Genomic DNA, 22,978 nt, shown 5'->3' on the forward strand with positions numbered 1-22,978 from the left:
TCCCGGACCGGTCGCCGCGGTCACTCGATCGGCGAGGCTGAGAGGGTCCGGCGCAGCTCCCGCTTGAGCACCTTGTGACTCGGCCCGATCGGCAGCGCGTCGACGTAGCGGACCTGACGCGGGTACTTGTGCCGACCCAGGTGCTCGCGCGCCCAGTCGATCAGCTCCTGCTCGCTCGGCGCGGGCCCGGCCGGGTCGGGCACCACCACCGCGCACACCTCCTCGCCGTGCCGCGGGTCGGGCACACCGATCACCGCCACCTGGCCGACCGCCGGGTGCCGGGCGAGGGCCTCCTCGACCTCCCGCGGATAGACGTTGAAGCCGCCGCGGATGATCAGGTCCTTCTTCCGGTCGACGATGGTGACGAACCCGTCGGCGTCCTTGCGGCCCAGGTCGCCGCTGCGGAACCAGCCGTCGACCACGGCCTCGGCGGTGGCCTCCGGCCGGCCGTGGTAGCCGGCGAAGACGTTGTGCCCACGGATGACGATCTCGCCGAGCTCTCCGGTCGGCAGCAGCTCTATCCGCTCGTCCAGGTCGGCGCGGGCGATTTCCACCTCGACGCCCCAGACCGGATGCCCGATGGTGCCCGCCCGGGTGCCGAAGTGCGGCTGGTTGGTGGTCGCCGTGGGCGAGGTCTCAGAGAGTCCGTACCCCTCGAAGATCGTGGTGTCGAAGGCGGCGTGGAAGCGCTCCAGGACGGCGAGCGGCAGCGACGCCCCGCCTGAGACGCAGAGCCGCAGCCGGGGCAGGGCGGTGCGCCCCCGGGCGGCTTCGAGCAGCGCCACGTACATGGTCGGCACCCCGTGGAAGACGTCCACCCGCTCGCGCAGCATCAGGTCGATCGCCTCCGGGCCGGTGAACCTGCTCAGCAGCACCAGGGTCGCGCCGATCCGGAAGGTGCCGTTCATCGCCACCATCTGACCGAAGCTGTGGAACAGCGGCAGGCAGCCGAGCACCACGTCGGTCTCCCGGGCGTCGTTGGCGTCGAAGACGTTGACGGTGGCGTTCATGACCAGGTTGAGGTGGGTGAGCAGGGCCCCCTTGGGGACCCCGGTGGTGCCGCTGGTGTAGAGCACCACCGCGGTGTCCTCGGCGGCCCGGGTGACGTACGACGGCAGCGGCGCCAGCGGCTCGCTCACGTCCTCCAGCCGGCGGGCCGCGACACCGGTCGCGGCTGGGCCGACCGTCACCAGCGCGACGCCGGCGGACTCCGCGGCCGCCGCGCCCAGGGCGAGCTGGGAGGTGTGGCAGACCAGCAGCTTCGCGCCGCTGTCACGCAGCACGTGCCCGGCCTCGTCCGGGGTGAGCAGCAGGTGCACCGGGACCAGCACCGCGCCAGCGGCGAGGGCGCCGTAGTAGACCCGGGGAAAGTCGACCACGTTCGGGGCGAGCAGGGCCACCGGGTCACCCGGTCCGACGCCCAGCTCCCGCAGCCCGGCGGCGTAGCTGCGGGCCTCCAGCCACAGCTCGGCGTAGGTCACCCGGATCTCCCCGTCCACCACGGCGACGGTGTCGGCGTGCCGGCGCGCCGACTCGGCCAGCACCATGGCCAGCGACAGGGCGGTCATCGGGCCGCGCTCCGGTAGAGGCGGCTGACCGTCTCGGCGACGCAGGCCGGCTTGCCACCCGCGTCGCACTCCACGGTGACCACGGTGACCACCTGCAACCCACCGTCCACCGGGGACACCTCGGCGATGGTCGCGCTGGCCCGCACCGCGCTGCCGACCCGCACCGGGGCCGGGAAGCGCACCCGGTTCAGGCCGTAGTTGACCCCCATCCCCACCCCCTCGACCCGGCAGAGCCGGCCGACCAGCGCCGGCAGCAGGGACAGGGTCAGGTAGCCGTGGGCGATGGTGCCGCCGAACGGGCCGGCCGCGGCCCGCCGCGGGTCGACGTGGATCCACTGGTGGTCGTCGGTGGCGTCGGCGAAGAGGTCGACCCGGCTCTGGTCGACGGTCTGCCAGGGCCCGGGGCCGACGGTCTCGCCGACCGCCGCGGCCAGGTCGTCGATGGAGGCGAAGGTCCTCATGCCAGGTGCCCGCCCAGCCGGGTGTAGCCACGCAGCAGGTCGCGGGAGATGATCAGCCGCTGCATCTCGTCGGTGCCCTCGAAGATCCGGTAGAGGCGGACCTGGCGGTACCACCGTTCGATGGGCAGCTCGCGGGTGTAGCCCATGCCGCCGTGGATCTGCATCACCCGGTCCACCACCCGGTTGACCATGCCGGCGGCGTAGAGCTTGCACATCGAGGAGGCGTGCCGTGGGTCCATGCCCTGGTCGACCGTCCAGGCGGCCCGCAGCACCAACCACCGGGCCGCCTCCAGCTCGGTCTCCGAGTCGGCGATCATCCACTGGATCGCCTGGTTCTCGCCGATCGGCCGGCCGAACGTCTCCCGGCTGTTGGCCTGGTCGATCGCCATCCGCAGCGCCCGCTCGGCGATGCCGATCGCGTGCGAGGGGATGATGTAGCGCCCCTTGCCGATCCACTCCATGCCGAGGGTGAAGCCCTGGCCGATCTCGCCGAGGATGTTGCGCTCGGGTACCCGGACGTCGTCGAAGACGAGCGACGCGGGGCCGCCCTCACCCATGGTCTGGATGAACTCCGACCGCCAGCCCATCTCCCGGTCCACCAGGAACGCGGTGGCGCCGCCACGGCGGGCGCCCTTCTCCGGGTCGGTGACCGCGATGACGATGGCGAAGTCGGCCTCGTGGCCGCCGGTGATGAAGGTCTTCTCGCCGTTGAGCACCCAGTCGCCGCCGTCCCGGCGGGCGCTGAGCTTGATGTTCGCCGCGTCCGACCCGGCGCCCGGTTCGGTGATCGCGAAGCAGCTGAGCCGCTCCCCCTCGATGGTCGGCAGCAGGTACTCACGCTGCTGCTCCTCGTTGGCCCGGAACAGGATGTTGTCGGCCTCGCCGCCGAACCGGAACGGCACGAACGAGCGGCCGATCTCGGTCCAGATCAGCGACTGGGTGACGGCGGGCAGGTCCATGCCGCCGTACTCCTCGGCGGTGGCCAGTCCCCAGAAGCCGAACTTGCGGGCCTTCAGTTGCAGCTCACGCAGCTCACTGCGGTCCAGCCCGGGCTGGTGCGCCCGCTCCCGCCGCAGCAGCTCCTGCTCCAGCGGCATCACCTCCCGGGCGATGAAGTCGCGGGCCGTGTCGCGGATGGCCCGCTGCTCGTCGGATAGCGCGAAGTCCATGGTTCCTCCGGGTGGTGGGGATGCTGCTAGAAGGCGTTGACGCCGGTGAGCGCGCGTCCGATGAGGAGCTGCTGGATCTGGCTGGTGCCCTCGTAGAGGGTGGTGACCCGGGCGTCGCGCAGGTATTTGCCGACCGGGTACTCGTCGATGTAGCCGTAGCCGCCGAAGACCTGCACCGCGTTGTTGGCCGCCCGCACGGCCGCCTCGCTGGCGAAGAGCTTGGCCATCGACGCCTCGGTGGCGAACGGCTGGCCCCGGTCGATCAGGTCGGCCACCTGCCACACGAGCAGCCGGGCGGCGGCGGTGTCCACCGCGATGCCGGCGAGCAGCTGCTGCACCAGCTGGTGGCCGGCGATGGGCCCGCCGAACTGGGTGCGCTGCCCGGCGTAGGCGACGGCGGCGTCAAGGCAGCCCTGGGCGATGCCCACGCAGCCGGCGGCGACGGACATGCGTCCCTTGGCGAGGGTGCCGAGCGCCAGCCGGAAGCCGGCGCCCTCGTCGCCGAGGCGGGCCGCGTCGGGCACCCGTACGCCGTCGAAGCGCAGCTCGGCGGTGGCCTGGGCGCGCAGGCCGAGCTTGCCGTGGATCTCCCGCCGGGTCAGCCCGGCACTGCCGGTCGGCACCAGGAAGGCGGTGATCCCGCGGTGACCGGGGCCGCCGGTGCGGGCGAAGACCAGCGCCACGTCGGCGGTCGTGCCGTTGGTGATGAAGGTCTTCGTGCCGGTGACCAGCCAGTCGTCGCCGTCGCGGTCGGCGCGGGTGCGCAGCGCGGCGGCGTCCGAGCCGCTGTCCGGCTCGGTGAGCGCGAAGCAGCCGAGGGCGGCGCCGGAGCAGAGCCGGGGCAGCCACTCGGCCCGCTGCGGCGCCGACCCGTGGGCGGCGATCGCCTTGGCGACCAGGCCCAGCGAGACGGAGACGATGCCGCGGATGGCGGAATCCCCCCGGCCCAGCTCCTCCAGGACCAGGCAGTAGGCGAGGTGGTCGCCGCCGGCGCCGCCGTCGGCCTCGGGAATGGTCAGGCCGAGAAACCCCAGCTCGCCGAGCGCGCCGACGACGGCCGGGTCGACCGCCTCGCGCCGATCCCACTCCGCCGCGTGCGGCCGCACCTCGCGGTCGACGAACTCGGCGGCGAGCCGACGGACCGCGGCCTGCTCGGCGGAGAGCTGCAGATCCATGACCCTTAAACTAGCGGTGCAAGTTTAAGTCCGTCCAGACCCGGCTGTGGCAGAGTTTCCCGCGGACCCCGGAGGCCTCCGGCGAGCCAGCACTTCCGCGGAGCGGCACGCCTCCGGCGGAGCACGAGCAGGAGGAGGACGCGATGCCCCGGCCGCGACAGGCGCTGCTCAGCCGGCAGCGGATCGTCGAGGCCGCCGCCGCGCTGATCGACGCCGAGGGACTGGAGGCCTTCTCCACCCGCCGGCTCGCCGCCGAGCTGGGGGTGCGCGGGCCGTCGCTCTACAACCACTTCGCCACCAAGGACGAGATCCTCGACGCGGTCGCGGACAGTGTCACCGGGCAGGTCGACGTGTCCTTCTTCGGTCAGGTCGACTGGCGGGAGGCGCTGCGCCGGTGGGGGCACTCCTACCGGGCGGCGCTCGCGGCGCACCCGAACATCGTGCCGTACCTGGCCCGCGGCCCCGGACGGCGGCCGGCCGCGCTGGCCATGGCGGACGCGGTCTACGGCGGGTTGGTCGACGCCGGTTGGCCGCCCGCCCGGGCCACCCACATCGGAGCGCTGATGCGCTACTTCGTCGCCGGGTCGGCGCTGGGCTCGTTCGCTCGCGGCTTCGTCGAGGATCCCGGGCTCTACACCGAGCAGTACCCGCACCTGACCCAGGCGCACCGACTCGCCGAGCACCAGCAGCAGGTCGACGAGGGGGCGTTCGTGCTCGGCCTCGACGCGCTCATCGACGGGCTGTCCCGCACCTACGAACAGCACGTCGGCCCGTTGCCGCCCCTCCCGCCGGCCGCCGGGGCGTACTAGGGTCCAAACTTGCACTGCTAGTTTCGGGACCTACGTGAGGGGCGCGATGGATCTCGCACGGACCGATCTCTACCTCGACGGCCGGTGGGTCACCGCGCCGGACGGGGCGACCCTGCCGGTGGAGAATCCGACGACCGAGGAGGTCGTCGCGACCGTACCGGCCGGCACGGCGGCCGACGTCGACCGCGCCGTGGCCGCCGCCCGGGCCGCCTTCGACGGCTGGGCCGCGACCGCGCCGTCCGAGCGGGCCGCGCACCTGGACCGGCTGCACGCCGCCCTCTCCGCCCGCGCCGACGAGATCGGCCGCACCATCGCCCTGGAACTGGGCACCCCGCTGAAGCTGGCCACCCGCGTCCAGGCCGGCCTGCCGCTCACCGTGCTGCACAGCTACGTGGAGCTGGCCGCCCGCCCGCCGGCGGACGAGACGGTGGGCAACTCGACGGTGGTCCGCGAGCCGGTCGGCGTGGTCGGCGCGATCACCCCGTGGAACTATCCGCTGCACCAGGTGGTGGCGAAGCTGGCCCCCGCGCTCGCCGCCGGCTGCACCGTGGTGCTCAAGCCGAGCGAGCTGACGCCGCTGGTGTCGTACCTGCTCTTCGACGCGATCCACGAGGCCGACTTCCCGCCGGGGGTGGTCAACCTGGTCACCGGCACCGGCCCGGTGGTCGGCGAGGCCATCGCCGGCCACCCGGACGTCGACATGGTCTCCTTCACCGGCTCCACCGCGACCGGCCGGCGGATCGCCCACCTGACGGCGGAGCGGATCGCCCGGGTCGCGCTGGAACTCGGCGGCAAGTCGGCGAACGTCATCCTCGACGACGCCGACCTGGTCACCGCGGTCAAGGTCGGGGTGGGCAACGCCTTCCTCAACTCCGGGCAGACCTGCACGGCGTGGACCCGGATGCTGGTGCACCGGTCCCGCTACGACGAGGCGCTGGCGCTGGCCGCCAAGGCCACCGAGGGGTACCGGCTCGGTGACCCGTTCGACCCGGCCACCCGGTTGGGTCCGCTCGTCTCCGCCGCCCAGCGGGAGCGGGTCCAGGGCCACGTGACCCGCGGGCTGGCCGACGGGGGTCGACTGGTCGCCGGCGGCCCGGACGCCCCGGTCCCCGACCGGGGCTTCTTCGTCGCGCCCACCGTGATCGCCGACGTCGACCCGGGAAGCGCGCTGGCCCAGGAGGAGGTCTTCGGCCCGGTGCTGGCGGTGATCCCCGTCGACGACGACGAACACGCCGTCGCGGTCGCCAACAACTCGCGGTACGGGCTGGCCGGCGCGGTCTGGTCCGGCGACGAGGAACGCGCGGTGCGGGTGGCCCGGCGGATGCGTACCGGGGCGGTGGACATCAATGGCGCGCCGTTCAACCCGTTCGCCCCGTTCGGCGGCTACAAGCAGTCCGGCATCGGTCGGGAGCTGGGCCGGCACGGGCTGGACGAGTTCCTCCAGACCAAGGCCATCCAGCGATGAGGGCGCTGGTCGTCCGCGAGGTCGGGGCGCCGCTGCGGGTGGAGGAGATCGAGCTGCCCGCGCCCGGGCCGGGTGAGGTGCGGGTCGGCATCCGGGCCGCCGGGGTCTGCCACTCCGATCTGTCCATGGTGAACGGCACGCTCGCGCCGTCGTATCCGCTGGCGCTCGGCCACGAGGCGGCCGGCGTGGTCACCGAGGTCGGCGCGGGCGTCTCCCGGGTGACGCCCGGCGCGCACGTGGTACTGAACTGGGCGCCCCCCTGCCGGAACTGCTGGTACTGCGGGCACGGCGAGCCGTGGCTCTGCGCGGGCCTCGGGTCGCCCTCCACGCCCCGCGGCCGGACGGAGGCCGGCGAGCCGCTGCACGTCACGCTCGGCCTCGGCGCCCTCGCCGAGGAGGTGGTGGTACCCGAGAACGCGGTGATCCCGGTCCCCGCCGCGCTGCCGTTCGAGGCGGCGGCGCTGCTCGGCTGCGCCGTGCTCACCGGGGTCGGCGCGGTCCGCCGCACCGCGACGGTGGCGCCCGGCGAGTCGGTCGCCGTGATCGGGCTCGGCGGGGTGGGGCTGTCGGTGGTCGGTGCCGCCCGGGCGGCCGGCGCGGACCCGGTGCTGGCCGTCGACGTCTCGCCGGCCAAGGCCGGCCTGGCGATCGCGGCCGGCGCCACCCACTTCCTGCTCGCCGACGACAAGCTCAGCCGCTCGGTTCGAGAGCGGACCGACGGCCGGGGCGTGGACCACGCGTTCGAGTGCGTGGGGCGGGGCAGCACGATCCGCACCGCCTGGCGGTCCGCCCGGCGCGGTGGGCAGGTGACCGTGGTGGGCATGGGAGCCAAGGACGACCTCGTCCCGCTCAGCGCGCTGGAGATCTTCCACTCGGCCCGGACGCTGCGTTCCTCCGTCTACGGCTCGTCCGACCCGGATCGCGACCTGCCCGAGCTGGCTCGGGCGGTGCTCGACGGCACCCTCGACCTCGCCCCGCTGATCACCGACCGCACCACCCTGGACGGCGCCGCCGAGGCGTTCGACCGGATGGCCCGGGGCGAAGGCGCGCGTACCCTCGTCCTGCCTGGGCCCCAGTCTTAGCTCGGCCTCCTCTCCTGTCAGCATGGCCGGTCAGTAGGAACCGCACCACATCGAGTCGGTCCGACGCATGTCCGGATGGGGCTGCTGTCCTGCTGCCCCATCCGGCACCGCGTCTGAATCCGATCTACCAGGCGCTTCCGATCGCCCTGATCACCCACGAAGTAACGGCATGGAGGACTCCGCTGGCCATGCCGCGGGCGGTGGCAGCAGCCAGGGTGAGCGTCTCCGCACGGGTCAGGCTGGTGCGATGTCGAATTACATCGGGCTCAGGAGAAGCAGGAATCTGCTGCGTTGTGGACCGGTCATGACGCTGATCAACCACGGAGTGGGTTCCCTTCACGGCGCGCCGGGAGGGAGCTCCCCGGCGGACTCCATGGTCGTTTCAAGGTATTCGCAGGTCAACGCCCATCGCCTAGAGGTTGCAGCGGAGCTACAACGAACTCGCAGCGGAACTACACCCGCCCCTTCTGCAGGATAACGTCGAGCCTGCTACCTTCGCACCTAGGGCTTACGGCGGAAAGCTAATAGGAAGGACGTCGTGAACCCCCCTTACCCCCTTACCCCCGTACCCCTGGTTTCCCCGCTGCTAAGGTAGGCGCGTTGTCCAGTCCGTCGGCTACGCCGCCCGTCCCGGAGGCTCTGGCCCGACTCCGCCGTCTCGTCGACAAGTCCAAAAGGGTGTCCGGTATCCAGATCCCGCCGGACTTCGTTCGCGACGATCGGGACGGCGACCCACCGCTAGCGAAGATGATGCGCGGGGGTCGTGGTGGAGGAGTGCGACTAAAGCTCTATTTGACGCTTACCCTCCTTGCCGCGCGCCGCCCCTTCGACATCAGGTCGAAGCCCGGCCGCGCGTGGGCGGAGCTGTTGGGTCTCCCCGATCCTGACATCAACGGTGCTCGCCGCATCGCTGACGCTCTCAGTTGGCTCGGCAGGGCCAAACTGCTGCGGCTGGACCGGAATCCGGGCCTCCCTCCGGACGTGACGCTGCTTAGTCCTTCTGGCGACGGGCGCGGGTATGGATGGAGCACCAGCCGATACATCAGACTGCCGCTCGACTTCTGGACGCAGGGCTGGATCCTTGCACTCTCCGGCACCGCTGTCGCGGCGCTGTTGGTACTGCTGGAAATACAGGGTGGCAAGAGCCCTGACAATCCACCGTGGCTCACGGGTGAGCAGCGCAAGCGGTACGGACTGTCCGATGACACTTGGACCCGGGCGACTAAGGAGCTCAAGGGATATGGCCTGTTGAACGTCCGGCGGATCCCGCAGGGCAAGGAGTTCGACTACCGCCGCCTGCGGAATACGTACTGGGTGGACCTTCAAAGGCTCGCTTCGCCAGCACCGGAGCTTCCGACAACCGTTCGAGCGGCAGGCACTTGATCAGCCGCGCGGCAGGTCATGGGACTGTTCCTCGCGTTCTCGCCAAAGCTTCGATCTGACTCCACCTACCGCGACCGCACTTCGGCGCGCGGCCAGTCCACGCTTGTGGGCACGCCAAATAGTCAGCCGAGCGCTCGGGCGAGTTCGGTCCGGGACCGGATGCCGAGCCGGTGGAAGATGTTGCGCAGGTGGTGGTCGACCGTCCGGGTGGAGAGGAACATCCGGGCGGCGATCTCCCGGTTGGTGGCGCCCTCGGCGACCAGTTGGGCGATCCGCAGCTGCTGGCCGGTCAGCAGCCGGGCGGCGGCCGGGTCGGGGGCGCCGACGGACTCGCCGGCGGCCCGCAGCTCGGCGGTGGCCTGTTCGGCCCACGCGTCCGCGCCGAGCACGGTGAACGCGGCCCAGGCGTCGTGCAGGTGCGACCGGGCGTCGCGGGGTCGGCGGGCACGGCGCAGTTCCCGGCCGAAGAGCAGCGCGGTACGGGCCCGCTCGAAGGCGCCCGCGTCCGCCGGGTGCAGCCGCAGCGCGGTGTGGAAGTGTTCCTCGGCCTGCCCGCTGCCCTTGCGGGCCAGCAGGGCGTGACACCGGGCCGACAGCGCCCGCCGCGACGGGCTCGCCGTGCTGCTGGCCCAGCGGTCGAAGACGGCCAGCGCGGCGTTCGCCGCGGGTCGGTGCACCGGGTCGACAGCGGCGGCCTCCACCAGGTACGGGGTGGCCATCACCTGGACGAGGACCTGCCCGTGGCCGGTGCCGGGGCGGGCCAGCCCGGTCAGTCGCGCCGCGGCGGCGCCGTGCCGACCGTCAGTCAGGTCGAGTACCGCGAGCGCCCACTGCGCCAGTGCCCAGGGGCGGCTGTGCGGCGCGGGTGCCTCGCCGATCTCCCGGAGCCGGCGCAGGCACGTCTGCCGATCGGCGCGGACGGCGGCGAGCACGGCGAGCATGCCCAGGTGGACGCCGGCCGTGGCGCTCTGCCCGGTCGCGCGGGCCAGCCGCAGCCCCTCCCGGGAGGTCTCGGCCGCCGCCTCGTGGCGGCCCAGCCAGTACTCGGCGACGGCCCGCAGCTCCAGGGCCCGGGGCAGCGCGGACAGCTCACCCCGGCTGCGGGCCAGCTCGACGGCGCGGTCGGCGAGCCGGTGCGCCGGGCCGTCCACCGCCACCAGAAGCCCGGCCGCCGCGGCCCAGGTCAGCGCAGCCGGGGTGAGCGCCGGCCCGGATAGCTGGCCGCCGAGCACGACGGCCCGGCGCAGCGCGGGGCCACCGTGTTCGTGGTCGCCGCGCAGCGTCGCGCCCACCCCGTTCAGGTAGGCGCTGGTCAGCTCGGTGACCGGCGGGTCGCCGGGGCGGACCAGCGCCCGGGAGCGGCGCGCGAGATCGGCGTAGCGGTACTGCTGGCCCGAGTAGGAGGCGAGCTCGCCGGCCCGGGCCAGCGCGACGAGGGCCAGCCTCCGGTCGGTGCCGGCCAGCGCCTCCGCCGCGGCCAGCAGCGCGGGTGCCGCGGCCGGGAGCGGGCCGCACCGCAGCACCATCTCGCCGCGGAGCAACTCGGCTCGACCGGCGACGGACGGCGACAGCGGGCCGGCACTGAGGCCCGCCAGGAGCAGCCGGGCACGCTGCGGCGATCCGGCCTGCCAGGCGTAGCGGGCGGCGGCGACCCGACGCTCGGCGGCGCGGGCCGGCTCGTCGGTGAGTTCGGCGGCCCGTTCGAGGGCGCCGGACGCGTCGGCCGGGTCGCTTCCGTCGGTGAGCGCGGCGGCTTCCAGCTCGGCGGCGAGCGCCGGGTCGGGACCGCTCGCGGCGGCGGCGTGGTGCAGGGCCCGGCGCAATCGGTCCGCGGGGTCGTCCAGCACGCCGGCAAGCAGCAGGTGCGCGGCGCGTCGCTCGGCGAGCGGGGCGGTGGCCGCGACCACGGCCCGGACGACCGGCTGCGGGAAGGCGATCTGGTGCGCCTCGACCCGGACCAGGCCGGCCACCTCGGCCGGCGCGAGCGCGGCGATCGCCGCCCCGCCGGCGCGGGCCGCCCGCACCAGGGTGTCGGGGTCCGCGTCGGGGTCCAGCGCGGCGAGCAGCAGCACCCGGCGGGTGTCGCCGGACAGGTGGTCCAGCCGGGCCCGGTAGGCGCGGCCCAGCGCGCCGTCGACCGGTGGCGCGACGGGCGGCGGCGCGTCACCCCGGCACTGGTCGTGGCTGAGCGTGCCGGTGAGGTCGACCAGGGCCTGCGGGTTTCCCCCGGCCGCCGTCGCCAGCGCCGCGGCCACCGCCGGGGCGGGCGGTTCCGGCAGCCGGTCGGCGAGCAGGGCCGCGCTGTCCCGCTCGTCCAGCGGGTGCAGCCGGTGGGTGGGCAGCCCGCCGGGCGACGCGGTCGCCGCGGTGAGCAGGACGGCGACCGGCAGCCGGCGCAGCCGCCGGGCGACGAAGGCGAGCGTCTCGGCGGTCGGCGGGTCGCCCCGGTCGACGTCGTCCATCGTGCACAGCACCGGACGGTCCCGGGCGACGGTGGCGAGCAGCCGCAGCACGGCCAGGCAGAGGGCCAGCCGGCGCTCGGTCGGGCAGCCGCCGCCGGCCAGCGTCCGGCGCAACAGGCGAGCCTGCGGGCGGGGCAGCGCCCCGATCCGGTCGAGCACCGGGTCGAGGAGGCGTTGCAGCCCGGCGTACGGCACGGCCGCCTCCTCCGCGAGCCCCGCTGCGGCGAGCACGGCGCAGCCCTCGGCGTGCCGGTGGGCGTAGCCGACCAGTGCGCTCCGGCCGGAGCCCGGCTCGCCGTGGAGCACCAGGGCGCCGCCGCCGTCGGCCAGGCCGTCGAGCAGCCGGCGGATCGCCCGGCACTCCTCGTCCCGGCCCCGCAGCACGGTTATTTGCACTCTTGATGCAGTAACCATGCATTCAGTGTTACCTATAGGTAACCGGTTGGAAAGAGGCGTCCGTGGGGTCAGTCGTCGGCGGCGGCCAGCAGCGCGCCGACCGTGCGGGCCATCACCGCGCGGGCCTGGTCCACCCCCAGCCCGAGGCCGTCGCGGAGCATCGACCAGGCCGGCCACATGCTCGCCGCCACGATCGCGTCGACCAACTGCTTGCGGCCCGGCCCGGACGGCGGCAGCTCGGCTGCGAAGAGCTGCTCGACCTCGTCGCGCACCCGCCCGATGTGCTTGAGCCGGTTGCGGTGCAGCTGGTCGGAGACCGGTTCGCGCATCTGCGCGGCCCGCGCCGACGGTGCGATCAGCTGGAGCAGCCGGGCCCGCTGCCGGCAGTACGCGTCGACCCGCCTGGCCAGTGGCAGCGCCGGCGAGATCGTCCGGTGGGCGGCGTCCTGCTGGCGGAGCACCTCGGCGCCGCTGGCCTCGAAGAGCGTCTCCATGTCCTTGAAGTTCGTCCAGAGCGTGCGCAGCGAGATGCCGGCCCGCTCGGCGATCCGCTCGCCCGTCGGCCGGAGGTCCCCCTCGGAGATCAGGGCGAGGTGTGCCTCGACGATCGCCGCCCGGGTGCGTTCGGCGCGGGCGGTCCGTCCGTCGACCCGTACCGGCGCCTCGGCCCTGCCCATTCGCCTCTGCCCCCTCACCACCGCCGCGGCCCACCCGGCAGCACCGGCGAGTCTAGACGCGCGGCGATCAGCGCCACCGGGGCACCGGGCGAGGGCCTGACCCTCTGCCGGCGCGGGGTCATCCCGGCAGCCCGGCCGGTGAGCGTCGCGCCGCCGTCGCAGACGACGGTCTGCCCGGTGATCCAGGCCGCGTCGGGCGAGGCCAGGAAGGCGACCGCGGCGGCCACGTCCGGCGGCACCCCGAGGCGGCCGAGCGGGTACGCGGCCGCGACCTCCTGCTCCCGACCCTCGTAGAGGGCCGCCGCGAAGCGGGTCTTCACCACTCCGGGCGCGACCGCGTTGACCCGGACCGTCGGACCGAGTTCGACAGCCAGGCAGGCGGTGAGATGGTTGAGGGCGGCCTTGCTCACCCCGTAGAAGGCGATGCCGGTCGACGGGGCGAGGCCGGCGACCGACGAAACGTTGACCACGCAGCCGCCCCGCTCGGTCATGCCCGCGGCGCAGACCTCCTGCACCCAACCGAGCGCGCCGACCAGGTTCACGTCAAGGATCTTGCGGGCCGCGGTCAGGTCGAGCGTCGCGAGCGGCCCGTACGCCGGGTTGATGCCGGCGTTGTTGACCAGGATGTCGATCGGCCCGAACGCCTCGGCCACCCGGCGCACCGCCTCGGCCCGGTGCTCGGCGTCGTCGGCGCGGCCGGGCACGGCCACGGCGTGCGCCGGGCCACCGAGCGCGGCGACCGCCTCGGCGAGCGTCTCCGGCCGCCGGGCGGTGAGGCCGACCCGCGCGCCCTCGGCCACCAGCCGCCGGGCGATGGCGAGCCCGATGCCACGGCTCGCGCCGGTGACGAGGGCGACCCGGCCGGACAACCGAGTTGAATCTGCATTCACAGTGCAGATAGTAGGAGTCCGACCGACCGGGGTCAACGATCGACCGGCACGATCACGGACACCGCATCGCCACGCAATTCAGAAAGCAGCATCGATGATGCAGATAGCCGACCTCGCCGCCGCCGGCCCGAGGGCACGACGGCCGGCCGGGCCTGGCCGTGGCGACGGTGCCACGGCCGGACCCGGCCGGCGATCGGTGTGGATCAGGACGCGGTCGGCACCCCGTTCGCCGGCGGTTGCACCGGCGTCGCGGTGTACTCGTTCACCGGCCCGTCGGCCTCGTCGGTCTCGTAGACCGGGCCGAAGTAGCTCTGCGTTCCTCCGCTGACCCGGCTCAGCTGCTGCCCGCCGTAGCCGGAGTGGTCGGTCGCCGAGAAGCGCAACGGCGCCAGCCCGGGCCCCTGGTAGCCGCCCTTGCTCACCGCCTCAGTCACCGACTCCCGGGTGAGGTCCTTGCCGGCGGCGAGCAGCACCTGGACGAAGAGGTAGCCGACCGACATGCCGTAGACGGTGTTGCCGTCGAACGGCGCGTTCCCGTTGTGCTCCTTGTTGACCTTCGTGAAGAGCTGGATCCACGGGTTGGCGGTGTCGTTCTGCATCGGCAGGTAGTTGGTGCCGATCATGCCCTCCAGCAGCGGGGCGGCCTCACCGAGCTGCTTGGCCAGCGTGGGGTGGTCGGCGCCCACGTTGGAGACCATCCACTGCGGCTTGAAGCCGAGCCGGGCGGCGGTGCCGATGGAGAGGGCGGTGAACCCGGGGACCGTGGCGAGGATGACCACCTCGCACGCCGCCGCCTTGAACGCGCCGATCTGCGGGGCGACGTTGGTGTTGCTGGTGACGTAGGTCTGCTTGACCGCCACCGGGCCGAGCACCTTCTCCACGCCGGCGAGGCTGTCCCGGCCGAAGTCGTCGTCCTGGCCGAGGAAGCAGACCTTCTTGCCGGGCAGTGCGCTCTTCACGTGGTTGGCCAGGATCTTGCCCTCCACCGTGTAGTCCGGGTTGAAGCCGAACGTGCCGGGATACTTGTCGGGCTGGTCCCAGCTGCGGCTGCCGGAGGCGACGAAGAGGTCGGGCACCCGGTTGCTCTTGAGGAAGTCGAGCACACCGGTGTGCGTCGGCGTGCCGAGCCCGTTGAGGATCGCGAACACCTTGTCCTGCAGGACCAGCTGGCGGACCACCTGCTGGGTGTTCGCCGGGTTGTAGCCGTCGTCCATGATCTTGTAGGTGATCTTCCGACCGTGCACGCCGCCGTTGGCGTTGACGTAGTCGAAGTAGGCCTTCGTCGCCGGGGCGATCTTCGAATAGCCGGCCGAGGCCGGCCCGGTGAGCGGCATGTGGGTGCCGACCACGATCTCGGTGTCGGTGACGCCGGGCACGGACCCGCGTCCGGGGCTGGACCCGCCGTCACCGCTGCAGGCGGCGGCGCTGACGAGCAGGGCGATGGTGCTGGCGATGGCGAGACCGCCTCGTGCCGTGCGGTGCATGGGAACACCGGCCTTTCGTCATCTGGATGTGGTGGTGAGGTGGGGCGCCCGGCCGGGGCCGGACCGAAGGATCAGGACCGCCGGCCCGGCCGGCGGGCGACCAGGGCGCGACCGAGCCGGGCGAGCAGACCCTGCACGCCGCCGGGCGCCGCGATCATGACCACGATCAGGGTGACGCCGAAGATCGCCAGGGGCAGGTTTCCCTCCAGCCGCTGCGCCGCCGCGGGCGAGAGGGTGAGCAGCTCGGTCACCGAGTGACTCAGGTCGGGCAGGGCGACCAGCAGCACGGCGCCCCAGACCGCACCGGCGAGCCGCCCCAGACCGCCGATCACCACGGCCATCAGCAGGAAGAGCGACAGGGTCAGCGAGAACGCGCCGGGAGACACGCTCTGCGCCAGCACCGCGAGCAACGCGCCGCCGAGCCCGGCGGTCGCGGCGCTCACCACGAACGCGAGGACCTGGGTACGCGCGACGTGGATGCCGGCCAGACGGGCGGCCACCTCGTCGTCGCGGACCGCCCGGAACGTGCGCCCGTAGCGGCTTCGGACGAGGTTGGCCAGCAGCAGCAGGGCGAGCAGGGTGGCGCCGGCGGCGATCCAGAGCTGCCACCGCTCGTAGGGGAAGTAGGCGCCGAGCGCCAACGGTGGCGGCTCGACCGGCACCGACAACCCCTGCTCGCCGTTGAAGACGCCGTCGAAGGTGACCGTCAGGGCGGGCACCACCACCGCCACGGCCAGGGTGACCCCGGCCAGGTACGGCCCGCGCAGCCGGGCCGCGGCCACGCCGACCACGGCACCGATCGCCACCGTGGTGAGCACCGCCGCGGCCAGCGAGATCGGCAGCAGCCAGTGGCCGGTGAGCCCTCGGTCGGCGAACGCGTTCTGGCCGAAGGCGACGGTGTAGGCGCCGGTCGCCATCAACGCCCCGTGCCCGAGCGAGAGCTGACCGTTGAGCCCGGTCAGCACGGTGAGCCCGGCGGTGGCGCAGAGGTAGGCCGCCACGGTGGCGAGCTGGAAGTTGCGGAACGGCTCGACCGCGTAGCTCAACCCGAAGAGCAGCAGCCCGGCGACCGCGACGACGGCGAGGTGTCGCAGCAGGGTGCCGCCGCGACGCGGCTCGGTGGCCTGCCGAGCCTCGTCGGCGCTGTGCTGTCGGGGCGGGGTGGCCGCCCGGGTGACGCTCACACCCGCCTCGCCGCGACCGGGGCGAAGAGCCCACCGGGCCGGACCAGCAGCACCGCCAGCAGCAGGACCAGCACCGCCAACGGGGTGAGGTCGCTGCCGGCGTAGCCGCTGACGTACGACAGCAGCAGGCCGACCACCAGCCCGCCGACCACCGCCCCGGGCGGACTGTCCAACCCCCCGACGACGGCCGCGGTGAACGCCGAGACGAAGACCAGGTCCATCGCGTGCGGATGCAGGCCGAGCTCGGTCGGGATGACCAGCATCGCCGCCAGCGCGCCGACCGCCGAGGCGAGCGCCCAGCCGAGGGTGAGCATCCCGCCCACGTTCACCCCGAGCAGGCGGGACACCTCGGGGGCGAACGCCGCCGCCCGCATCCGCAGGCCGACCGCGGTCCGGGCGAAGATCCAGGCGAGCGCGCCGACCACCACCCCGACGGTGGCGAAGACGAACAGGTCGTACGGCGACAGCACGGCGAGCCCGCCCACGGTGAACGCGCCCCGCGAGAAGGGCGTCTCGGCGGGCCGGAACTCGCTGCCGTAGACCATCCCGAGGACGGCCTGGATCAGCAGCACCAGCCCGAGCGCGACGATCACCGGGTTGAGCGGCGAGGCGTGGTCGATGTGCCGCATCAACGCCCGGTCCACCACCGCGCCGAGCAGCAGACCGGCGGCGAGCGCGGCCAGGAAGCCCAGCCAGTAGGAGCCGGTCGCGGAGGCCACGCCGTACGCGACGTACGCGGCGGCGACGGCCATCGCGCCCTGGGCGAAGTTGACGACCCGCGCCGCCCGCCAGATCAGCACCAGGGCCAGCGCGAACGCGGCGTAGACCGCCCCCCGGGACAGGCCGTCCAGGGTGAGGAACACGAAGCGGTCCAACAGTTCTCCCTCCGGGGTGGTCAGAAACCGAGGTAGGCGTGGCGCAGCTCGACGTCGTCGCGCAGCCGCTCGGCGGGGGCGGTGGCGACCACCCGGCCGAGGGACATCACCACCCCCTGGTCGGCGATCGAGAGCGCGCTGCGCACGTTCTGTTCGACCAGCAGCACGGTCAGGCCGGTGGTGTCCCGCAGCTGCCGCAGCAGGGCCATCGCCCGAGCGACCACGCGCGGCGCCAGGCCGAGCGACGGCTCGTCGAGCAGGAGCAGGCGGGGCCGGCCGACCAGCGCCCGGCCGAGCGCGAGCATCTGCCGCTCGCCGCCGGAGAGCTGGTGCCCGAGGTGCCGTCGGCGCCGGGCCAACGGCTCGAAGAGCTGGTAGACCTCGTCGAGAGCCCGCCCCGCGTCGGCCCGGTCGCGCCGCCACAGCCCGCCGAGGCGCAGGTTCTCGTCCACGGTGAGCTCACCGATCACCCCGCGCCCCTCGGGCACGTGCGCCATCCCGCGGCGTACCAACTGCTCCACCGGCGTGCCGCGCAGGTCGTCGCCCTCGAGCAGGACCTGGCCGGCCGACGGGCGCAGCATGCCGGAGACGGCGCGCAGCAGGGTGGTCTTGCCGGCGCCGTTCGCGCCGACCACGGCCGCGATGGTGCCGGCCGGGACGGTGAGGTCGACGGCGTGCAGCACCGGCGCGGCACCGTAGCCCGCGACCAGCCCGCGCACCACCAGCAGGTCCCCGCCGCTCATGCCGTCGACTCCCTTCGGTCGCCGACGGCACGAGGCTCGACCGCACCGCGCCTGATGATTCGCTCGCTCCGCTCCCTCATGCCGTCGACTCCTCGACGGTGGTGCCGAGGTAGGCGTCGGTGACGGCCGGGTCGTCGCGGACCTCATCGGGGGTGCCGGCGGCGATCACCCGGCCGAAGTCCAGCACCACGAGCTCGTCGCAGACGGACATCACCAGGTCCATGTGGTGCTCGACCAGGAGCACCGCGCACGGGTCGGGGTCGCGGCGGGGCAGCTGCCGGATCAGCTCGGCCAGCTCGGCGATGTCGTCGGCGCCCAACCCGCCGGCGGGCTCGTCGAGCAGCAGCAGCCGGGGCTTGGCGGCGAGCGCGCGGGCCAGCGCCACCCGCTGGCGTACGGCGAAAGGCAGCGTGCCCGGCATCGCGCCGGCGTGCGCGGCGATGCCGAGCCCGGCCAGGACGTCGAGCGCGTGCCGACGCAGCCGCGCCTCGTCGCGATCGCTGCCGGGCAGCCCGAGCAGGGCCGGCAGGAAGCCCGCCCGCGCGGTGTGCGCGGCCCCGGCCATCACGTTCTCCAGCACCGTCAGGCCGGCGAAGAGCCCGGTGCCCTGCAGGGTCCGGGCGATGCCGAGCCGGGTGAGCTGGTGCGGTCGCGGTCGCAGGGGCCGACCGTCCAGAGTGAGCGAGCCCGCCTCCGGCCGGATGAAACCACAGATGACGTTGAACAGGGTGGTCTTGCCGGCGCCGTTGGGGCCGATCACCCCGACCACCCGGCCGGGAGGCACCCGCAACGAGACGTCGTCGAGGGCGATGAGGCCTGAGAAACGCACCCCGATGTGGTGCAGCGCGAGCCCGTCGTCCATCAGCCATCCCTCGCTCAATGGCGGGTGTTATTTACACTCGCAGTGTACATTTCTGCGTTACCGCGTCAATACCTTCGATGTTTCGATCCCGGCGCGACGGGGCGGCCGCCGCGGCGGCCGCCCCGCTGCTCACCGTCAGGCGCTCGGGCAGGTGTTGCGGTACTCCTCGATCTGCGTGCCGCTCGGCCCCGGGCAGAGGAACTGCTCGTAGCGGGTGTCGTTGTCGACGAACCGCTTGAGCCAGGCCACCATCTGCCGCGCGGTGGGCGTGTTCACCGTCTGCGGAAAGAAGTGGCTCGCCCCGTTAAGCTCCAGGTACGCCTTCTCCGCCGACGACGGGATGCTGTTGTAGAACGGCACCGAGTGCGACGAGACCGGGGCGACGCTGTCGGACTCGCCACCGATGATCAGCGTGGGCACCTGGAGCTCCGACCAGGTCTTGTCCAGGTTCCACGGCGCGAGCGGCACGGCGGCCTGCAACGACGGCCGGTCCGAGGCCGCCTCCAGACTGCCCCCGCCGCCCATCGAGTGACCGGCCACGGCCAGCCGACTGCCGTCGATCCGGGTTCGCACCGAGCTGCGCTCGACCAGGTAGTCGAGCGCGGCCAGCAGCTGCCGGCCCCGGCTGTCCGGCTGGTCGAGCCGGGAGTTCGTCTCGATGCCGATCACCACGAAGCCGTGCGAGGCGATCCGGGGCCCGAGCCAGCTGATGCTGGACCATGCGGCGGTGTAGCCGGGCGAGATGGCGATGGCGCCGAAGGTGCCCTCGCTGGTGCTGGTCGGGTAGTAGATAACCCCGCCGCCGAAGCCGGTGACGCTCAACGACGAGACGTTCTGCGAGGCGGTGGCGAACGGGCCGCGGCTGGCCTCGAGCAGCGAGGCGGTGGGTGCCGGTCCCCGCTCGTACGGGTTCTCGGCGGCCTGGGCCGCACCGGCCGGCGCGGCGAGCGCGGCACCGGCGGCCAGGGCGGCGGCCAGCGCGAGCCGGGCGACCCGGACGGCGGACGGACGGGGACGGGTGGTGGTTGGTGATGACACGTCGGGCACTCCCTAGCGGTGGGATATATCGACGTGTGCAAGTCTTCGGCGGCGCTGCCGGGCGCCGCATCGGTGAAATCACCAGTCCCCGCGGACACCGGCGGGCTGCCCGGAACGTCCTTCGCGCCCGCGCCGTCGAGCAGGATCCGCCGCAGGTCAGCGCAGGACGGCGGGCGCGCCGAAGCGCACCGGGACGCCGGGCGAGTAGAGCACGCTCACCGGCGCCGACGCCGGCGCGGGCAGCCCGGCCGCGCGGACCAGTTGGTCGTCCAGGTGCACCAACTCCGCGCGGTGCAGCGGCCAGCGCGGGTGGACGTTGGGCAGGTGCAGGGTCCGCCCGTGGGCGCGGGTGTGCAGCCCCCAACGGGCGGTGAGGAAGTGCTCCAGCGGGCTCGGCTCGGCGAGCGGGGCGCCGACCCGCACGCTCAGCTCGCTGCTCGCGCCGCGCGGCCCGGGCCAGCGCCGGCGGCAGGTGTAGGTCAGCAGGTCACCGTCGCGGCGCAGCCGCATCCGCGACCACAGGTACGGCAGCCGCAGGCTGGCCCTCGCTACCAGGACGGGCACCAGCCGGGCGGCGTCCAGGGACCGGAACACCACCGCCCGACGCCCGGCGGTGTCGACGCTGTACACCCGCACGTTGGTCTCGCAGAACGTGCCGAGGTAGGGCAGTCCCGGCCCTGAAAGCAGCCCGAGCCCCACCATCCGGAACGCGATCAGCCCGACGTACGTCTGTCCGGCCAGGACGTCCGGCCGGGTCCCCGGCGGCAGCAGCGGCGCCACCACCTCCGGGTCCACCGCCCAGTGCAGGAAGGCCAGGTCCTGCCAGCGTTGGACCAGCACCGGCCGGCGCAGGGGCCGGATCGCCTCGGCCGTGATTTCCTCGGCGTCCATCCGGGCATTGTCGCGCGGCCCGGGCCGGTCGTCCGTCCGCGCCGCTCGGCGCGGCGCGCCGTTCCGGGGCACGATCCGGAGGAGACGCGCCCGCCCCGCCGTCCGCTACGTCGGCCCGGCGCCCGGGTCCGCCGCCTCGCGGAGACGGTCCACCAGCTCGCGCACCGCCCGGGTGAACGGCTCGTCGGTCTCGCACGGCCCGTGTCCCTGGATCGGGGGTGGGACGCTGTCGCCGGGTGGGGCCACCACGTCTCGGGGGTCCCGTAGCCGGCGGTCCACCGTGGCCGCCGGGCCGCCGACGGTGTCCGGCGCGCTCGGCCGGTGGGCGGAGAAGATCCAGCCGCCGACGGGGTCGGTGTCCCGCCACAGGTTCGCCCACCGCCAGCCGATCCGGCCGCCGATCTCGTGCAGCACCGCGCTGTCGATGTAGGCGGGAAAGAGCCGGGCATAGAGCCGGCGCAGCGGTGACCCGTAGGTGAGCAGGGCGACCCGGCTGCCGACCCGTGCCGGTAACTGGAGCACCGTCGCGGCGAGCAGGACCGAACCGTGGCTGTGCCCGGTGAGCAGCACCGCGTTGCCGCTCTCGACCAGGTAGGTGATCCGTCGGGTCAGCTCCGGTACAGCCCGTTCGGCATAGCAGGGTGGCGAGAACGGATGGGCGGCCCGGGGCCAGAAGGTGCCCAGGTCCCACAGGATGCCGACGTTGCGCCGGAACTCGATGGTCCGGTAGGCGAAGATCGCGCCGATGATCAGGCCGAGGATGACCGCCGCGATCGCCCAGCTGCCGGCCGCGATACCGAAGGTGAACAGGCCCGCCGGCACCCCGGCGAACCGCTCGATGAGGTCACCCGGATACCACTGCAGCAGAGCGATGGTGGTGGTGGCCGTGCCGAGGCCGGTGAGACAGCCGTAGACCGCGGCGAGCGGGACAAGGGTCTCGGTGAACCGGGCCCGGGCGATGGCCCGGCGTACCTGCCGCAGTCGGGGTCCGGCCTCCGCCGGCGGGTCCGGGTAGTCGTGCGCGACGATCGCCGCCGCGGCGCGGTACCGTCCGCGTCGGGAGATCAGGATCACCAGGCCCACGACGATCAGGGTCAGCAGTAACGCTCGGAAGAAGCCGTAGATCGCCCAGGTGTAGGCCTGCGGCGGGCCGGTGGCGATGCCCTCTCCGGTCGGCGCGTCGCGGTCCAGGAAGTCGGCCACCCGGTAGACCAGTTCGGCTGAGAACGCCACCGCCAGGCTGATCGCCGCGGCGGCCATCACCAGCGCTCCCAGCCCTGCCAGCGGTTTGGCACCCGGCTCTCGGTCCCGCTGCCAGAGCAGCATCGCGCCCAGGGCGGCGAGCAGCGCCGTCTGGGTGGCGAACAGCCAGACGAGGATCGACTCGTAGCCGGGCAGGTTCGCCGCCTCGCGCCACGGCGCCGGGCTGGTCAGCACGTGGGCCACGACCACGCCGGTCAGGACGATGGCGATCGTCCGCAGCGTGCGGGTGATCCGGTCGAGTCGCCGGTCGGCGGCGGCCCGGTCGATCAGCGGAGGCGTACAGAGCAGGATCACGCAGGCGGCCAGGACCGCCCCGGTGAGCACCGCCAGCGCGACCGTGGCGGCCGTGGCGCCGGCTGCGGCCCGGGCGGCGAGCAGGGTGACGCTCAGGGTCGCGAACGCCGCCGCGACGTGGATGGAGCGCAGCCGGCCCACCAGCGGCTCGGCGTCCCACCGGCCGACCGCGCCGAGCCGATGCCCGGAGACGTCCTCCTCAGGGGCGCGGAACGCCTCGAACGCTCTTCCCGGGCGGGTGCTGAGCCACCAGATCAGACCGATGGCGGCGACCGGGACCAGCGTGAGCTCCGCCAGCCGCGGTCCGGCCGGCTGCCCGCCCAACCAGGACAGCCAGCTGCGCCCGGCCAGACACTGTGGCGTGGACAGGCACTTCCACGCCAGCAGGTCCAGGGCGACGCCGGCGATGGCGAGCGTGTACAGCGCGGTGAGCGTGAGGGCCAGCAGCCGGCACAGGGACCTGACGACCGCCTCCGAGCCGGGGCTCGCCGGACGCATCCAGATCGCCACGTTGACCAGCATGAAGGGCAGCAGGAACACCAGCGCCAGGGTGCGCAGCACGGTCCCGGACGGCAGATCCCCCCAGCGGTACGCCTCCCGCGTCACCTCACCCGCGCCCCGGGCGCCCGGGCTCCGGGGCCGGTAGAAGCCGCCGATCCGGTCGCCCGCGACCTGCTCCGTCGGTGGCAGGTCCAACGCCCGCTCGGCGCTCGCGCCGGTGATCCCGTGCACCCGCAGCTCCACCACACCGGCGGGCCCTCCTGGCCCGCTCAACCGCGCTGGTCCATCCGACATCGCCCCCCGAGG

General features: G+C 73.6%; 19 protein-coding genes. 4 read left to right on the top strand and 15 right to left on the bottom strand.

What is annotated here, in order from left to right; translation table 11 throughout:
* Positions 1 to 20: 20 nt before the first annotated feature.
* Genes ACIBBA_RS15510 through ACIBBA_RS15525 form a run of 4 tightly spaced genes read right to left on the bottom strand, consistent with a single transcriptional unit; the run spans position 21 to position 4,373 of the window.
* Positions 21 to 1,568 (bottom strand): long-chain fatty acid--CoA ligase, encoded by a 1,548-nt coding sequence (locus ACIBBA_RS15510; protein WP_396697628.1) that lies wholly within the window; start codon positions 1,566 to 1,568, stop codon positions 21 to 23.
* A complete protein-coding gene (locus ACIBBA_RS15515; protein WP_396697630.1) occupies positions 1,565 to 2,029 on the bottom strand; it encodes a MaoC family dehydratase in 465 nt (154 codons plus the stop codon). Before ACIBBA_RS15515 ends, ACIBBA_RS15510 begins: the two co-directional genes overlap by 4 nt.
* Positions 2,026 to 3,198: an acyl-CoA dehydrogenase family protein gene (locus ACIBBA_RS15520; RefSeq protein ID WP_396697632.1), complete on the bottom strand. Its 1,173-nt coding sequence runs from the start codon at positions 3,196 to 3,198 to the stop codon at positions 2,026 to 2,028. Before ACIBBA_RS15520 ends, ACIBBA_RS15515 begins: the two co-directional genes overlap by 4 nt.
* 26 nt (positions 3,199 to 3,224) lie before the next feature.
* Entirely contained in the window at positions 3,225 to 4,373 is a 1,149-nt protein-coding gene (locus tag ACIBBA_RS15525; protein WP_396697634.1) for an acyl-CoA dehydrogenase family protein, read from the bottom strand.
* A gap of 143 nt (positions 4,374 to 4,516) precedes the next feature.
* Here ACIBBA_RS15525 and ACIBBA_RS15530 point away from each other — a divergent pair, with 143 nt between their 5' ends.
* From ACIBBA_RS15530 to ACIBBA_RS15545, 4 genes are all read left to right on the top strand, one after another.
* A complete protein-coding gene (locus tag ACIBBA_RS15530) occupies positions 4,517 to 5,182 on the top strand; it encodes a TetR/AcrR family transcriptional regulator (protein WP_396697636.1) in 666 nt (221 codons plus the stop codon).
* A gap of 46 nt (positions 5,183 to 5,228) precedes the next feature.
* Positions 5,229 to 6,647, top strand: coding sequence for an aldehyde dehydrogenase family protein (locus ACIBBA_RS15535; protein ID WP_396697638.1), 1,419 nt, complete (start codon positions 5,229 to 5,231; stop codon positions 6,645 to 6,647).
* Entirely contained in the window at positions 6,644 to 7,729 is a 1,086-nt protein-coding gene (locus tag ACIBBA_RS15540) for an alcohol dehydrogenase catalytic domain-containing protein (RefSeq protein WP_396697640.1), read from the top strand. The genes ACIBBA_RS15535 and ACIBBA_RS15540 overlap by 4 nt, the downstream gene beginning before the upstream one ends.
* A 774-nt stretch (positions 7,730 to 8,503) precedes the next feature.
* Positions 8,504 to 9,112 (top strand): hypothetical protein, encoded by a 609-nt coding sequence (locus tag ACIBBA_RS15545; RefSeq protein ID WP_396697642.1) that lies wholly within the window; start codon positions 8,504 to 8,506, stop codon positions 9,110 to 9,112.
* A gap of 122 nt (positions 9,113 to 9,234) precedes the next feature.
* On the opposite strand, the gene ACIBBA_RS15550 is transcribed toward ACIBBA_RS15545, so the two are convergent.
* From ACIBBA_RS15550 to ACIBBA_RS15600, 11 genes are all read right to left on the bottom strand, one after another.
* A complete protein-coding gene (locus tag ACIBBA_RS15550; protein ID WP_396697644.1) occupies positions 9,235 to 11,970 on the bottom strand; it encodes an AAA family ATPase in 2,736 nt (911 codons plus the stop codon).
* A 68-nt stretch (positions 11,971 to 12,038) separates the two neighbouring features.
* A complete protein-coding gene (locus ACIBBA_RS15555; protein WP_396697646.1) occupies positions 12,039 to 12,647 on the bottom strand; it encodes a TetR/AcrR family transcriptional regulator in 609 nt (202 codons plus the stop codon).
* A 14-nt stretch (positions 12,648 to 12,661) separates the two neighbouring features.
* Positions 12,662 to 13,537, bottom strand: coding sequence for an SDR family oxidoreductase (locus ACIBBA_RS15560; RefSeq protein WP_396697648.1), 876 nt, complete (start codon positions 13,535 to 13,537; stop codon positions 12,662 to 12,664).
* 203 nt (positions 13,538 to 13,740) lie between these two features.
* Positions 13,741 to 15,021, bottom strand: coding sequence for an ABC transporter substrate-binding protein (locus ACIBBA_RS15565; protein WP_396697650.1), 1,281 nt, complete (start codon positions 15,019 to 15,021; stop codon positions 13,741 to 13,743).
* A 71-nt stretch (positions 15,022 to 15,092) separates the two neighbouring features.
* Complete coding sequence (locus ACIBBA_RS15570) at positions 15,093 to 16,205, bottom strand: branched-chain amino acid ABC transporter permease (protein ID WP_396697652.1); 1,113 nt, start codon at positions 16,203 to 16,205, stop codon at positions 15,093 to 15,095.
* Entirely contained in the window at positions 16,202 to 17,080 is an 879-nt protein-coding gene (locus tag ACIBBA_RS15575) for a branched-chain amino acid ABC transporter permease (protein WP_396697654.1), read from the bottom strand. Before ACIBBA_RS15575 ends, ACIBBA_RS15570 begins: the two co-directional genes overlap by 4 nt.
* A gap of 20 nt (positions 17,081 to 17,100) precedes the next feature.
* Positions 17,101 to 17,823 carry an ABC transporter ATP-binding protein gene (locus ACIBBA_RS15580; protein WP_396697656.1) on the bottom strand — a complete coding sequence of 241 codons (723 nt, stop codon included), beginning with the start codon at positions 17,821 to 17,823 and terminating at the stop codon, positions 17,101 to 17,103.
* Between the two features lie 76 nt (positions 17,824 to 17,899).
* Entirely contained in the window at positions 17,900 to 18,685 is a 786-nt protein-coding gene (locus ACIBBA_RS15585; RefSeq protein ID WP_396697658.1) for an ABC transporter ATP-binding protein, read from the bottom strand.
* A gap of 135 nt (positions 18,686 to 18,820) precedes the next feature.
* On the bottom strand, positions 18,821 to 19,723 hold the full coding sequence (locus ACIBBA_RS15590; RefSeq protein WP_396697660.1) for an alpha/beta hydrolase family protein: 903 nt from the start codon (positions 19,721 to 19,723) through the stop codon (positions 18,821 to 18,823).
* Between the two features lie 156 nt (positions 19,724 to 19,879).
* The gene (locus ACIBBA_RS15595; protein ID WP_396697662.1) at positions 19,880 to 20,614 is read right to left on the bottom strand and encodes a YqjF family protein; all 735 of its coding nucleotides are present in this window, start codon (positions 20,612 to 20,614) and stop codon (positions 19,880 to 19,882) included.
* A gap of 105 nt (positions 20,615 to 20,719) precedes the next feature.
* A complete protein-coding gene (locus ACIBBA_RS15600; RefSeq protein ID WP_396697664.1) occupies positions 20,720 to 22,918 on the bottom strand; it encodes a hypothetical protein in 2,199 nt (732 codons plus the stop codon).
* Positions 22,919 to 22,978 lie beyond the last annotated feature (60 nt).

It is taken from the genome of Micromonospora sp. NPDC051006, assembly GCF_044456245.1.
Taxonomy (GTDB): Bacteria; Actinomycetota; Actinomycetes; order Mycobacteriales; family Micromonosporaceae; genus Micromonospora.

What these genes read in the sequence shown, in the direction of transcription:
- ACIBBA_RS15530 (WP_396697636.1), top strand. Translation starts at nt 4,517, where the DNA reads ATGCCCCGGCCGCGACAGGCGCTGCTCAGCCGGCAGCGGATCGTCGAG.
- ACIBBA_RS15515 (WP_396697630.1), bottom strand. Translation starts at nt 2,029, where the DNA reads ATGAGGACCTTCGCCTCCATCGACGACCTGGCCGCGGCGGTCGGCGAG.
- ACIBBA_RS15520 (WP_396697632.1), bottom strand. Translation starts at nt 3,198, where the DNA reads ATGGACTTCGCGCTATCCGACGAGCAGCGGGCCATCCGCGACACGGCC.
- ACIBBA_RS15535 (WP_396697638.1), top strand. Translation starts at nt 5,229, where the DNA reads ATGGATCTCGCACGGACCGATCTCTACCTCGACGGCCGGTGGGTCACC.
- ACIBBA_RS15540 (WP_396697640.1), top strand. Translation starts at nt 6,644, where the DNA reads ATGAGGGCGCTGGTCGTCCGCGAGGTCGGGGCGCCGCTGCGGGTGGAG.
- ACIBBA_RS15565 (WP_396697650.1), bottom strand. Translation starts at nt 15,021, where the DNA reads ATGCACCGCACGGCACGAGGCGGTCTCGCCATCGCCAGCACCATCGCC.
- ACIBBA_RS15510 (WP_396697628.1), bottom strand. Translation starts at nt 1,568, where the DNA reads ATGACCGCCCTGTCGCTGGCCATGGTGCTGGCCGAGTCGGCGCGCCGG.
- ACIBBA_RS15555 (WP_396697646.1), bottom strand. Translation starts at nt 12,647, where the DNA reads ATGGGCAGGGCCGAGGCGCCGGTACGGGTCGACGGACGGACCGCCCGC.
- ACIBBA_RS15595 (WP_396697662.1), bottom strand. Translation starts at nt 20,614, where the DNA reads ATGGACGCCGAGGAAATCACGGCCGAGGCGATCCGGCCCCTGCGCCGG.
- ACIBBA_RS15580 (WP_396697656.1), bottom strand. Translation starts at nt 17,823, where the DNA reads ATGAGCGGCGGGGACCTGCTGGTGGTGCGCGGGCTGGTCGCGGGCTAC.
- ACIBBA_RS15585 (WP_396697658.1), bottom strand. Translation starts at nt 18,685, where the DNA reads ATGGACGACGGGCTCGCGCTGCACCACATCGGGGTGCGTTTCTCAGGC.
- ACIBBA_RS15525 (WP_396697634.1), bottom strand. Translation starts at nt 4,373, where the DNA reads ATGGATCTGCAGCTCTCCGCCGAGCAGGCCGCGGTCCGTCGGCTCGCC.